Source organism: Mycobacterium sp. (assembly GCF_049673265.1).
Lineage (GTDB): Bacteria > Actinomycetota > Actinomycetes > Mycobacteriales > Mycobacteriaceae > Mycobacterium.
Window position 1 is genome coordinate 1 of sequence record NZ_JBATXN010000615.1, and the last position, 12,266, is coordinate 12,266.

Below are 12,266 nucleotides of genomic sequence, written 5' to 3' on the forward strand. Positions count from 1 at the left end.
GTCGACCGCCAACGTTGCAGGCTGGGGTGCATCGTCGGGATGGGTCCATGGCTGATTGCCGCCGCCGTATCCGGCAAATATATTGACGTAGTTGAACTCGAAGAACCGCTCGGACGTCCCGGTGATAGTCAGTTCCACCACGGTGCATGCGGAGCCATACGTCGGAATCGCAAAATGAGTGGTGCACCCCGGCGGTAACCATGTTGCACTGTCGACAATGATGTCGGCGGTCGCGCCGTCGGCCGCCCGCGCATGCACGGGCACGCCCATCTGACCGATCGGGAACGGTGGACTCTCGGACGTGGGTTCAGCCGAACCGGTGGGACATGGACATGCGGCAATGACCACCGCGACCGCGGCTGCAGCAATTACAGATTCCGTCCGCACCCCGGGAGGTTACCCGCAGCGCTGCCGCGAAAACGCGCGTCGACCATCACCCGGCGCGGATCAGACGCCCGCGCCGGGGTTCAGGATGCCGAGCGGGTCCAACGCCTCTTTGATGCGGCGATTCAGCGCCATCGCCTCAGGTCCGAGGTAGCCGGCCAGCCAGGGGCGCTTCAGCCGGCCGACGCCGTGTTCGCCGGTGATCGTGCCGCCTAGATGCAAGGCAAGGTCCATGATCTCGCCGTATGCCAGCTCGGCATGCTCGCTCATCACTGGGTCCGCGGGATCGTAAACGATCAGTGGATGGGTGTTGCCGTCGCCGGCGTGGGCGATCACCGAGATCATCAGCTCGCGTTGGGCGGCAATGCGAGCGATCCCCGACACCAGATCGGCCAGCGCGGGCAGTGGCACGCCGACGTCTTCGAGTAGCAGCGGGCCCTTCTCCTCGACCGCCGGAATCGCGAACCGGCGGGCAGCGACGAACGCCTCGCCCTCTTCTGGATCCGAGGTCGAAAATACTTCGGTCGCACCGTATTCGGTGAACACCCCGGCCATGAATTCGGCGTCTTCGGTCCCGCCGTTGCCCCGTTCGTCGGATGCGCCCAAGAGCAGTGCGGCGGCGCCGCGGTCCAGCCCCATACGCAGCTTGTCCTCGACGGCGTTGATCGCGACCGAGTCCATGAACTCCAACATCGCCGGGCGCAGCCGTGCGGTCACCGCCAGCACCGCTTCGGCCGCGGCTTGTACCGACGCGAAATTGGCGACCACGGTGCTCAACGGCTGCTGCGGCGGCACCAGTCGCAACGTGACCTCAGTGATCACGCCCAGCGCGCCTTCGCTGCCCACGAACAGCTTGGTCAGGCTCAGCCCGGCCACGTCTTTGAGCCGCGGTCCGCCGAGCCGGACCGCGGTGCCGTCGGCCAGCACCACCTGCACGCCGAGCACGTAGTCGGTGGTGACGCCGTATTTCACGCAGCACAGTCCGCCGGCATTGGTTGCGATGTTGCCGCCGATGCTGCAGATCTCGTACGACGACGGGTCAGGCGGGTACCACAGCCCATACTCCCCGACCGTCTTTTTCACCTCGGCGTTGAGCAGTCCGGGTTGGCACACCGCGGTGCGGGTGACCGGGTCGACGGTGATGTCGCGCATCTTCTCGGTGGACAAGACGATTCCGCCGTCCACTGCGGTGGCGCCCCCGGACAGCCCTGTCCCCGCGCCGCGGGTCACTACCGGGATGTGATGAGCGCTGGCCCACCGGATGATGGTCTGCACTTCCTCGGTACGGCGCGGGCGCACCACGGCGATCGGCTTTCCCGCGGACGGGTCGAAGGCACGGTCTTGTCGATACGACTCAGTCACCGCGGGGTCGGTGACGACCATCCCCTCGGGTAGCTCGGCGATCAGGCCGGCCAGCACATCCGCGCCCATGCAGGCGATCCTAGGAGAGGCAGTGCTATTTGACTCCCGGTAGGCGGCGCAGCAGGCGCAGGCCGGTCGTCATCACCCGCGCATAGACGTCACCGCGAACGCCGTTGGGCGCTCCCACCGGCAGCAGACGCTCGGTCGCAATCGTTTGCGACTCGGTGTATTTGAGGATGCCGTGCTCGCCGTGGCGCCGCCCCATACCGGAGTTCTTCATGCCGCCCATCGGCGCGTCGACCGATGCCCAGGCCGCGGCGTAGGCACCGTTGACGTTGACCGTGCCGGCTTGCAGTTGCGCGGCGACCCGCCGCCCCCGGGCCGGGTCGCTGGTCCACACCGCGAAATTCAATCCGTAGGAGCTGTCGTTGGCTTTCTCGATGGCCTCTTGCTCGTTGTCGACCGGATAGAGCGATACCACCGGTCCGAACGTCTCGTCGGCGAACGCGGTCATGCCTGCGCGCACATCGGTGAGAATCGTGGGTTCGTAGAAGTACGGCCCGATGTCCGGGCGCGCCCGTCCGCCGGCCAGCACCGTCGCGCCCTTGCTTACCGCGTCGTCGACGTGCTCAACAACCGTTTGCAGCTGTTTGGCACTGATCAGTGAACCCATCCGCGCGGAATAGTCCAGCGCGGCCGACAGCGTCAACGATTTGGTTGCCGCGACGAATTGGTCGACGAACGCATCCCACGATGACCGCGACACGTAGATGCGTTCGACGGAAATGCACAACTGCCCTGCGTTGGAGAACGCTGCGCGCGCCGCACCCGATGCGGCTTTGGCGGGATCGGCGTCGTCGAGAACCAGCAGCGCGTTTTTGCCGCCCAGCTCCATCGAGCACTCGATCAGCCGCTCGGCGGCTTGCTTGGCCACGTTGCGGCCTACGTCTGTGGAACCGGTGAACATCAGAAAATCGGACTGCTCGATGATCGGTGTGCCCAGCTCTGATCCCGGACCGGTGACCACTTGCACCAAACCCGCCGGCATCCCCGCCTCCTCGAGCAGCTGGACAGCCCACAGCGCCGAAAACGGTGTCCGGTCATCGGGTTTGGTCACCACGGCATTGCCGGCGACGATTGCCGGGATCGCATCGCTGATGCCAAGCGTCAACGGATAGTTCCACGGCGAGATGATGCCGACCAATCCCTTCGGGTGGTGGTGCTCCCAGACCTCGGTGAGCACCAACTGCACCCCTTGGCGGCGCTTGGGGCGCAGGTAGTCGTTCGCGGTGTTCGCGTAGTAGCGCGCGGTAATGCAGACGTCGAGCACTTCCTCGAATGCGTGGCGACGCGCCTTGCCGTTCTCCAGCTGAATCAGGTCGAGCACTTGGTCCTGGCGGCGCAGCACGAGGTCGTGGAAACGCATCAGCACTGCCGCGCGCTCGGATATCGGGCGTGCCGCCCAGTCGGACTGCACGGCACGGGCGCGACGCGCCGCGTCCACCACATCGGCCGCCGAGCAGTGCGGCACACGGCCCAGCGGCTCGCCGGTCATCGCGTTGGTAATCTCCCGGTGTCGGCTCCGGTCGGCGGCATCGACCCGGTTCGCCAACGTCTCGAGCAGCCGTCCGACGTCGTGGGCGGGCGCCGACCGCGCCGGCGAGCGAAGTGCGTTCATCGATCAATCCTCTTCCACAGCATCGTCGATGACTAGCCCCGGCTGGCTTGGCTGAAACTCGTCCAACTGCCGCAACGAGGAAAGTCGAAGCGAGACCAGCCCGATGGCGACCATCGGAATCGCCAGTACCAGGAACGTCGTCCGAAGCCCGGCGGCATCGGTCAGCGGCCCGGCCAGCATGAAGCCCAGTGGCCCGGCGGCAAATGCCAGCGACGTCATCACACCGACAACCCGCCCACGCAGCTGCGGCGGCGACTTGGACTGCATGGCGTAGTTGTAGATCGGGGCGATCGGCCCGTAGACCAGCCCGATGAGTCCGCAGAGCAGCAGGATCACCGGCAACGGCGGGAGCGTCGATATCAGCGCGGTGCACACGCCCAGCGTCAACGTGGCCGTCAACAGCGTCCACCGCCTGCTCAGGCGGCGGACCAGTGACGGGTACGCCAGCGCGCCGGCCAATCCGCCGATGCTCAAGGCCACCAGCACCCACCCCAAATGCGCAGGCTGATGGTGGTCGGTGAAGTACTTGGGAAACAGCACGCTTTCCAAGGGCAGATACGAGGCGGTCATCGCCAAGTCGATCATTGCCAGCGTGCGCAGCACCCGCAGATTCCACACGAACCGCAGCCCGTCAAGCATCCCGGACCACGGGCCGTCGGGTCGGGCTTCGACCGGTGGCGTGCCGGCGCCGGGCAACCGTAGCGCGCTGATCGCGACGATGGATACCCCGAACGCGGCGGCGGTGACCCACATGGTGCTGATGCCGCCGATGGTGCCGATCAGCAGTCCGCCCAGCCCGGGGCCGACGATGTAGGCGACGTTGAAAATGGCTTCGTAAAAGCCGTTGGTGCGGTCAAGAGTCCACCCGGCAGCTGTGGCGGCCTCGGGCAACATCGATTCGCGCGCCGTGATGCCCGCGGGATCGAACAGCGCACCCAACGCGGCGAGGACCGCGAGTACGCCGACGGTAACGGTGCCGCGTCCGAACATCAGTGCCAGTACCGGAACGGCTGCCACGGTGGCCCCCGACAGGGCATCGGAGATAAGCGAAACACGCCGTCTGCCAAGGTAATCCACCGCTGTTCCGGCGATCAGGGTGGAAAAGAGCAGCGGCAACGAGGCTGCGCCGGCGACGATCGAGGCGTCGGAGGCGCTGCCGTTGTGCTGCAACACCAGCCAGGGAAACGCGATCAGCGAGATGCCGTTGCCGGCGGCGGCGGCCAAGGCAGCGAACAGGATTAGATAAATAGACCGACGGGACGATCGCGATGTTGTGGACATGGCAGTTCGGGGTCGCAATCTAGCAGCGGCCGCGCCCGGTAGGCCAACGATTTTCGCCAGTCAGGCACAGTAGAGCGGTGAGCCTTGCCCAACTCGCCCATCCACGGACCGGTGCTTTCTTTGACTCCCCGGTGCCGCCCGGTACCGGCTGGCCCGGCGATCCGGCGACCGCCCGCACCGCGGTGGCGACCACGCAGACGCAGGTGGCCGCGATGGCTCTGGCCGTCGAATCCCCGGCACAGCTGGATGCCGAGATTTCGGTGTGCCGAGCCTGCCCGCGATTGGTGCAGTGGCGAGAGCAGGTCGCACTGACCAAACGACGTTCGTTTGCCGACGAGCCATATTGGGGGCGACCGGTGCCGGGGTGGGGCGCCGAGCGGCCACGGCTGATGATCGTCGGGCTGGCCCCGGCCGCGAACGGCGCCAACCGGACCGGTCGGGTCTTCACCGGCGACCGGTCCGGAGATGTGCTGTACGCGGCCATGCACCGGGCCGGCCTGGCGAATTCGCCAATCAGCATCGACGCCGCCGACGGCCTGGCGCTGAATGGCACCCGGGTTGTCGCCGCTGTGCGATGTGCGCCGCCGGACAACGCGCCGACGCCCGCCGAGCGAGCGACCTGTGCGCCCTGGCTGACCGCCGAGTGGCGGCTGACCGGCGGCGACGTCCGCGTCATCGTGGCGCTGGGCGGATTCGGCTGGCGCTCAGCGTTGGACATGGTCCGGTCCGCAGGCGGCCAGGTTCCGCGTCCGCAACCGAAATTCGGCCATGGCGCCACCGCGACCCTGGTTGCCGGCCACGGCGACGTGGTGCTGCTGGGCTGCTATCACCCCAGCCAGCAGAACACCTTCACCGGAAAGCTGACCACGCAGATGCTCGACGACGTCTTCGGCCGGGCCGCGACGCTCGCAGGACTATCCCGTTGAGCGCCGACGTTGACGCTGTCATGCGCCTTTCTGTGCTCGACCTCGTGCCGGTGCGCACCGACCAAACCACCTCGGATGCGCTGGCGGCCACCGTGCGCCTGGCGCAGACCGCCGACCGGCTGGGCTTCACCCGTTACTGGGTTGCCGAGCACCACAACATGCCGTCGGTTGGCGCGACCAGCCCGCCGGTGCTGATCGCCTATCTGGCGGCCCAGACGTCGCAGCTGAGATTGGGATCGGGTGGCGTGATGTTGCCCAATCACGCGCCGCTGGCGGTGGCCGAGCAGTTCGCGCTGCTGGAGGCGGCCGCTCCTGGCCGCATCGACCTCGGCATCGGCCGGGCGCCCGGCTCGGATCCGGTGACGTCGATCTTGTTGCGCGGCGCCGCCGGACGAGACGACCGCGACATCGATCAGTTCCCGGACTATCTCGACCACGTGCGAGCGATGATGAGCGCCCGCGGGGTGGCCGTGCAGTTGCGCGACGGCGACTACATGCTCAAGGCCACTCCGGCCGCTGCGAGCGAGCCGCGGCTGTGGCTACTCGGCTCGTCGCTGTATTCGGCACGGCTGGCCGCGGCCAAGGGCCTGCCCTACGTGTTCGCCCACCATTTCTCGGGCAAAGGAACCGAGGAGGCACTGGCGCTCTACCGGTCGCAATTCGTGTCCAGCGAACTGGCGGCCGAGCCGCTGACCTTCCTGACCGTCAACGCGGCGGTGGCCGAAACCCACGATGAGGCAATGGCTTTGATGCTGCCAAACCTTCACATGATGGCCCGGCTGCGGACCGGGCAACCGCTGGGACCGCTAGAACTTGTCGAGGACGCCCGCGGTGCAGAGCTGACACCCGAGCAGCAGCGCATCGTCCGCAGCGGACTCGATCGCGCTGTCCTCGGCACGCCCGCCGAGGCCGCCGAACAACTACATGCGCTTGCGAAACGGTTCGACGTCGACGAGGTGATGGTGCATCCGGTCGCATCGGCACACCGCGGCACCGACCCGGCCTCCGCTCCAGGCCGGGAGACCACGTTGGAGCTGCTGGCCAAAGAGCTGTTCTAACGGGTCAGCTAGCGCGGCGTCAGCGCGATCACCGGGATCGGTCGCGACGTCCGCTTCTGGTAGCCCTCGTAGCGGTTTGCGTTGTTCTTGTTGACGATCTGCCATAGGCGGGCGTAGTCCGGGTCATCGGGCAGCACGGGTTTGGCCGTGACGCCGAAACGCTTTGGCCCCACGTTGATTTCGACGTTTGGGTTGGCTTTCAGGTTGTGATACCACCCGGGCGCCTTCGGGTCGCCACCCTTGGACGCCACGACGAGGTACGCGTCGCCGTCTCGCGCGTAAGTGAGGGTGTTTGTCCGCGCCTTGCCGGTCTTGGCGCCGACCGTGTGCAGCAGCAAATTGACCGGCCCGAAGGGGATGCGGTGCCCGATCCGGCCATTGGTGCGTTGATAGAGCTTGTCGTGCAGGCCCAACAGCGGCGCGCCAATGTTTTGCTCAATCCACAGGGCTATGTCCATGTCAGCCTCGCGGCGTCAGGACTACGACGGGAATTGGTCGCGACGTCTTCTTTTGGTAAGCCGTGTACCGATCGCCGTTGTTCTTGTTGACGACCTGCCACAGCCGACCATAGTCCGCGTCATCGGGCAGCACGGGTTTTGCTGTGACCCCGAAACGCTTTGGTCCGACGTTGATTTCGACGTTCGGGTTGGCTTTCAGGTTGTGATACCAGCCGGGCGCCTTCGGATCGCCGCCCTTGGAAGCGACGATCAAATAGTTGGCGCCGTCGCGGGCATAGGTCAGCGACGCGGTGCGGGCCGCACGGGTCTTGGCGCCGACAGTGTGCAGCAGCAGGCTGGGAATCCCCAGCGTCCGATGCCCGATCCAGCCGTTCGTCTTTTGGTAGACCGTGTCGTGTATGCGCAACACGGTTGGCAGCAAATTCTCTTCTAGCCAGGAAGCCATTCGCCCAGTATTACCGCTCGCCGTCGATCAGCGCCAACGCGTCGCGCAGGATCTGACCGGTCGCTTCACGGTCGGGGTCCCGGCGCAGCAGCAGACCCTTGGCGACCGACAGTTTGTCGCCGTTGCGCCGCGGCAGCACATGCAGGTGAATGTGCGACACCGACTGGAAGGCGGCGGGCCCGTCGTTGATCCCGACGTTGGTAGCGTCGGCCAGCTCTGTCGACCGCGCCGCCTTGGCGATCCGCTGTCCGATCGTCACCATGTCGGCCAGTGTCTGCGGCGGGGTATCGGTCAGATCGACCGTGTGCTTTTTCGGCACCACCAGCGTGTGGCCCCGGGTGAACGGGCGGATGTCGAGAATGGCCAGGTAGCCGCCATCCTCGTAGATGCGGATGGCCGGGGCCTCGCCGGCGACTACCGCACAGAACACACACGACATCCCGTCACGGTAGCGCGGCAGCGATCGCCTCGATCGCGCGGTCGAGGACCGCACGAGTAGTGGCGAAGTTCAGCCTGGCGTAACCCGAGCCCACCGTCGCGCCGAACGGGATACCCGGGCTGAGCGCCACCTTGGCCTTCGACAGCAGGTGATCCGCGGGCTCGGCCGGCAGGTTGAGCGCCCGGAAATCCACCCACGACATATACGTCGCTTCCGGGGTATTGACCCGCACGCCCGGACTCGACGCCGGCAGCGCCGCGGCCAGATGATCCCGGTTGGCCTGCAGATAGCCGAGCAGTTCATCGAGCCAGTCGGCCCCGTGGGTGTAGGCGGCGATGTTGGCGCGAATACCGATAGTGGACACACCCATCTTGTGCAGCTTGTTGATGAATTCCCAGTCGCGGATGTCCCGCTCGTCGGACAGGATGACCTGTGCGCAAATCAGGCCCGGCAGGTTCCAACCCTTGGACGCCGACATCAGGGTGATGACGGTGTGCGCGGCCGTGTCGGACACCGAGGCCGCGGCGACGTGGGGGCGCCCAAACACCAGCGGCCCGTGAATCTCGTCGGCGATGACCCGTGCATGGTGCCGAGCGGCGATGTCCACGATCGCCCGTAACTCGTCCTGGCGGTATGCCGTGCCCAGCGGGTTGTTCGGATTGCACAGGATCAACGAGCCGGCCCCGCCGGCGAATGCCTCGTCGAGCGCCTCCAGGTCCATCACGTAGCGACCCGAATCATCTTGCAGCATAGGGATTTCCACCCGTTGGCGACCGGTGATCCGCAGGACGTCGAAGAACGGCATGTATGCGGGAACGGGCAGGACCACCGGACTTTCGGCTCTGGTCAGGAAGTTGATGACGACCTCCAATCCTTTCAGGACGTCGGGAACAACACGAACCTGCTCGGGCGCAACGCGCCAGCCATAACGCCGTCGGCACCAGTCAGCGGTCGCGCGGGCGAGGGTGTCCTCCCGGAAGGCCGGATAGCCGAACTCCTCGTCGGCGACGCACGCGCGGATGCCGTCGACGACCGCCGGTGCGCTGGGGAAATCCATCTCGGCGATCCACAGCGGCAACACGTCGGGCCCGAAATGGTTCCACTTGATCGTCTTGCGCGCGCGCAGTTGCTCTGGAGTCAATTGATCGAACACCGAATCGCCCATGGCAGTAGTCTGCCTCGACGTGGACGACAGAGATCTGGCCTTCGCAGGAGCGGCCGAACAGGCCCGGATGATGGCCGAGGGCGCGGTCACCGCGCCGGCGTTGCTTGAGGTCTACCTGGAGCGGATCGCGCGGCTCGACCCGCAGCTGCGCAGCTTTCGGGTGGTCCTGGCTGACGGTGCGCGCCAGGAGGCCGAGGCCGCGCAGTGCCGTCTCGATGCCGGCGAGCGGCTGCCGCTGCTGGGCGTTCCGGTCGCGATCAAAGACGACGTCGATGTCGCCGGCGAGCTCACGACCTATGGCAGCAGCGCTGTCTCGACGCCGGCGATCCGCGACGCGGAGGTGGTCACCCGCCTGCGTGCAGCCGGCGCGGTGATCATCGGCAAAACCACTGTGCCGGAAATGATGATGTTGCCCTACACCGAAACATTGACGTTCGGGGCGACCCGCAACCCGTGGGATACCGCGCTCACACCGGGTGGCAGCAGCGGTGGCAGCGGCGCGGCGGTGGCGGCCGGACTGGTCCCGCTGGCATTGGGCTCCGATGGCGGCGGTTCAATCCGGATCCCGTCGGGCTGGTGTGGTCTGTTCGGGATCAAGCCGCAACGCGACCGGGTCCCGCTGGCACCGCACGACGACGCGTGGTGCGGGCTGAGCGTCAGCGGTCCGATCGCGCGGTCGGTGAAAGACGCGGCGTTGTTTCTGGATGCGACGACGACGATGCCCGCCCCGGACGGCGGCTTCGTCGGCGCCGCCGTCCGCGAACCCGGCCGGCTGCGAATTGCGTTGAGCACCAAGGTTCCACCGCCGTTAGTCGTCAACATCGGCAAGGAGCAACGGGCGGCGGTCGATGAGGCGGGCGCGCTGCTCCGCGAGCTTGGCCACGACGTCGTCGTCCGTGATCCCGACTACCCGCCGGCAGCGATCTACGCTAACTACCTGCCGCGCTATTTCCGGGGCATTTACAACGACGTCCGCTCGCTGCCGCACCAAGACCGATTGGAAAAGCGGACCCGCAACATGGCGCGGATCGGGTCGCTGTTCTCCGATCGGCGAATGACGAATGTCCGGGCGGGCGAGTCGGCGCTGGCCGCCCGGATCCAGTCGATTTTCGACGATGTCGACGTCGTCATCACACCCGGCAACGCCACCGGACCATCCCGCATCGGCGCTTACCAACGCCGCGGCGCCATCTCGAGCTTGTTGCTGGTGTCGAGGCGGGTGCCGTTCTTCGAGATCTGGAACCTCACCGGTCAACCGGCCGCCGCCGTGCCGTGGGGGCTTGACCGCAACGGTGTTCCGCTGTCGGTTCAGCTGGTCGGCCGTCCCTGCGACGAGGCGACGCTGGTGACGCTGGGCGCACAGATCGAGGCGACACGGCCGTGGGCACACCGGCGACCGCCGGTGTCATGACGCCGAGATCACCCGCCAGGCGTCCAGCTTCTGGCCCGCAGGCATCGCCCGCGCCGGGCTGGTGGACGGCAGCAGCTGGTAGCTGACCGGCGCGTCGAGGTGCACCAGTCGGCGGAACAGCTTGTCGGCGGTCTGGCCATTGAAGTACACCCGCCGGATGCGCGGGTAAGTGGCGAAGAATTGGCCAAAGTCGTTGATCACTAAGCTCTTTGGGTCGATCTTGGCGTCTGCGCTGCCGGCGCGGCGACACCTGTGCAGCACATCCCAGAGTGCCACGCCGTGGGATTGCAATGCGGCCAGCCGGGTTTCGTATGCTGCCCGCGCGTCGAAGCCGAACAGCGCAGCGGTGATCGGCCAGAACGCATTTCGCGGGTTGCCGTAGTACTGCCGGGTTGCCAGCGACTGCACGCTGGGAAACGATCCCAGGATCAGCAGCGCGGCGGCGTCGTCGACGACGGGGGCGAATCCGTCCAGCAGCGGTGTGGTCATCGCATTCACATGATGCCCCGCCGCGTTATACGTTGGCGACGTGGATGACACGCCCGACCCGAACATCGATGAGCTACTGGGCGATCTGGAGGGCAGCGCACGCGCCGAGCGCGCCGAGCTGATCGAGTGGTTGTTCGAGCAGGGCATCACCGCCGAGGACGTTCGGGGCACCTCCGCACCATTGATGCTGGCGACCCGTCGAGTGATCGGCGACGACGGTACCTATGTATCGACGCGAGAAATTGCCGACTCCTACGGCATTGATCTTGACTTACTTCAGCGGGTGCAACGCGCCATCGGTTTGGCCAGGATCGATGATCCCGACGCGGCCGTGCATATGCGCGCCGACGCCGAGGCAGCCGCCCAAGTCCGGCACTTCTTCAAACTCGGCCTGAATGCCGACAACCTGGTGCTCGTCGTGCGCGTGCTCGCCGAAGGGCTCTCGCACGCGGCCGAGGTCATGCGCTATACGGCGCTGGCGGCGGTCACCGAACCGGGCACAACCGAGCTGGAAATCGCCAAGCGGTCCCATGCCCTGGTCAGTCAGATCGCTCCGCTGCTGGGTCCTTGGATCGAGGAAATGCTGCTCATGCAGCTCAGAAACATGATGGAGACCGAAGCCGTCACTGCCAGCGAGCGAGCCGCCGGGACGCCGTTGGCTGGCGCACGCCAAGTCACCGTCGCGTTCGCGGATTTGGTCGGCTTCACCCGGCTGGGTGAGGAGGTCCCGGCCGAGGAACTGGGGCAACTGGCCAACCGGCTGGCCGAGCTGGCCCGCGACGTGGCGATCCCCCCTGTGCGCTTCATCAAGACGATCGGCGACGCGGTGATGTTCGTCTGCACCGACCCGGCGCCGCTGCTGGACGCGGTGCTCAAGCTCGTCGAAATCACCGACGGCGACAACGACTTCCCCCGGCTGCGTGCGGGCATCGCGTCGGGGTCCGCGGTGAGCCGGGCCGGTGATTGGTTCGGCAGCCCGGTGAACATGGCCAGCCGGGTGACGGCGGTGGCGCGGCCCGGCGCAGTGCTGGGCGCCGAATCGACGCGCGATGAACTCGGCGATGACGCAGGCTTCAGCTGGTCGTACGCCGGCGCGCGTCATCTCAAAGGCATCAAGGGTGAGGTGAAGCTTTTTCGCGCCCGGCGGGGCGACTCCGAGAGCACATAGGG

Annotated in this window: 13 protein-coding genes; 4 read left to right on the forward strand and 9 right to left on the reverse strand. The window is 66.6% G+C overall.

Going from position 1 to position 12,266, the window contains the following annotated elements:
• The 4 genes from WBF82_RS20740 to WBF82_RS20755 form a co-directional block, all read right to left on the reverse strand.
• A partial coding sequence (locus WBF82_RS20740) for a hypothetical protein (RefSeq protein WP_424384813.1) occupies window positions 1-387 on the reverse strand: 387 nt, incomplete at its 3' end.
• A 60-nt stretch (window positions 388-447) separates the two neighbouring features.
• Entirely contained in the window at window positions 448-1,815 is a 1,368-nt protein-coding gene (locus tag WBF82_RS20745) for an FAD-binding oxidoreductase (protein ID WP_424384814.1), read from the reverse strand.
• A gap of 25 nt (window positions 1,816-1,840) precedes the next feature.
• Window positions 1,841-3,424: a succinic semialdehyde dehydrogenase gene (locus tag WBF82_RS20750; protein ID WP_424384815.1), complete on the reverse strand. Its 1,584-nt coding sequence runs from the start codon at window positions 3,422-3,424 to the stop codon at window positions 1,841-1,843.
• A gap of 3 nt (window positions 3,425-3,427) precedes the next feature.
• On the reverse strand, window positions 3,428-4,705 hold the full coding sequence (locus WBF82_RS20755; protein WP_424384816.1) for an MFS transporter: 1,278 nt from the start codon (window positions 4,703-4,705) through the stop codon (window positions 3,428-3,430).
• Between the two features lie 77 nt (window positions 4,706-4,782).
• Between WBF82_RS20755 and WBF82_RS20760 the strand changes: the two genes are divergently transcribed.
• Together WBF82_RS20760 and WBF82_RS20765 are read left to right on the forward strand one after the other, a co-directional pair.
• Complete coding sequence (locus WBF82_RS20760) at window positions 4,783-5,631, forward strand: uracil-DNA glycosylase (RefSeq protein ID WP_424384817.1); 849 nt, start codon at window positions 4,783-4,785, stop codon at window positions 5,629-5,631.
• 20 nt (window positions 5,632-5,651) lie between these two features.
• Window positions 5,652-6,689: an LLM class flavin-dependent oxidoreductase gene (locus tag WBF82_RS20765; RefSeq protein ID WP_424384825.1), complete on the forward strand. Its 1,038-nt coding sequence runs from the start codon at window positions 5,652-5,654 to the stop codon at window positions 6,687-6,689.
• Between the two features lie 8 nt (window positions 6,690-6,697).
• On the opposite strand, the gene WBF82_RS20770 is transcribed toward WBF82_RS20765, so the two are convergent.
• Genes WBF82_RS20770 through WBF82_RS20785 form a run of 4 tightly spaced genes read right to left on the reverse strand, consistent with a single transcriptional unit; the run spans window position 6,698 to window position 9,196 of the window.
• Complete coding sequence (locus tag WBF82_RS20770) at window positions 6,698-7,147, reverse strand: nitroreductase family deazaflavin-dependent oxidoreductase (protein ID WP_424384818.1); 450 nt, start codon at window positions 7,145-7,147, stop codon at window positions 6,698-6,700.
• Window position 7,148: 1 nt separating this feature from the next.
• A complete protein-coding gene (locus tag WBF82_RS20775) occupies window positions 7,149-7,592 on the reverse strand; it encodes a nitroreductase family deazaflavin-dependent oxidoreductase (protein WP_424384819.1) in 444 nt (147 codons plus the stop codon).
• A gap of 10 nt (window positions 7,593-7,602) precedes the next feature.
• Complete coding sequence (locus WBF82_RS20780; protein ID WP_424384820.1) at window positions 7,603-8,031, reverse strand: HIT family protein; 429 nt, start codon at window positions 8,029-8,031, stop codon at window positions 7,603-7,605.
• Between the two features lie 4 nt (window positions 8,032-8,035).
• Entirely contained in the window at window positions 8,036-9,196 is a 1,161-nt protein-coding gene (locus WBF82_RS20785; protein ID WP_424384821.1) for a MalY/PatB family protein, read from the reverse strand.
• Between the two features lie 19 nt (window positions 9,197-9,215).
• On the opposite strand from WBF82_RS20785, the gene WBF82_RS20790 reads away from it, so the two are divergent.
• A complete protein-coding gene (locus WBF82_RS20790) occupies window positions 9,216-10,607 on the forward strand; it encodes an amidase (protein WP_424384822.1) in 1,392 nt (463 codons plus the stop codon).
• Here WBF82_RS20790 and WBF82_RS20795 read toward each other — a convergent pair.
• Window positions 10,602-11,096 carry a DNA-deoxyinosine glycosylase gene (locus WBF82_RS20795; protein WP_424384823.1) on the reverse strand — a complete coding sequence of 165 codons (495 nt, stop codon included), beginning with the start codon at window positions 11,094-11,096 and terminating at the stop codon, window positions 10,602-10,604. The two genes, WBF82_RS20790 and WBF82_RS20795, sit on opposite strands and share 6 nt — an antisense overlap.
• Window positions 11,097-11,136: 40 nt before the next feature.
• Between WBF82_RS20795 and WBF82_RS20800 the strand changes: the two genes are divergently transcribed.
• Complete coding sequence (locus tag WBF82_RS20800) at window positions 11,137-12,264, forward strand: adenylate/guanylate cyclase domain-containing protein (protein WP_424384824.1); 1,128 nt, start codon at window positions 11,137-11,139, stop codon at window positions 12,262-12,264.
• Window positions 12,265-12,266 lie beyond the last annotated feature (2 nt).

Coding starts and splice junctions, on each gene's coding strand:
- WBF82_RS20745 (WP_424384814.1), bottom strand. CDS start 1,815: ATGGGCGCGGATGTGCTGGCCGGCCTGATCGCCGAGCTACCCGAGGGG.
- WBF82_RS20750 (WP_424384815.1), bottom strand. CDS start 3,424: ATGAACGCACTTCGCTCGCCGGCGCGGTCGGCGCCCGCCCACGACGTC.
- WBF82_RS20755 (WP_424384816.1), bottom strand. CDS start 4,705: ATGTCCACAACATCGCGATCGTCCCGTCGGTCTATTTATCTAATCCTG.
- WBF82_RS20765 (WP_424384825.1), top strand. CDS start 5,652: ATGCGCCTTTCTGTGCTCGACCTCGTGCCGGTGCGCACCGACCAAACC.
- WBF82_RS20770 (WP_424384818.1), bottom strand. CDS start 7,147: ATGGACATAGCCCTGTGGATTGAGCAAAACATTGGCGCGCCGCTGTTG.
- WBF82_RS20775 (WP_424384819.1), bottom strand. CDS start 7,592: ATGGCTTCCTGGCTAGAAGAGAATTTGCTGCCAACCGTGTTGCGCATA.
- WBF82_RS20780 (WP_424384820.1), bottom strand. CDS start 8,031: ATGTCGTGTGTGTTCTGTGCGGTAGTCGCCGGCGAGGCCCCGGCCATC.
- WBF82_RS20785 (WP_424384821.1), bottom strand. CDS start 9,196: ATGGGCGATTCGGTGTTCGATCAATTGACTCCAGAGCAACTGCGCGCG.
- WBF82_RS20795 (WP_424384823.1), bottom strand. CDS start 11,096: ATGACCACACCGCTGCTGGACGGATTCGCCCCCGTCGTCGACGACGCC.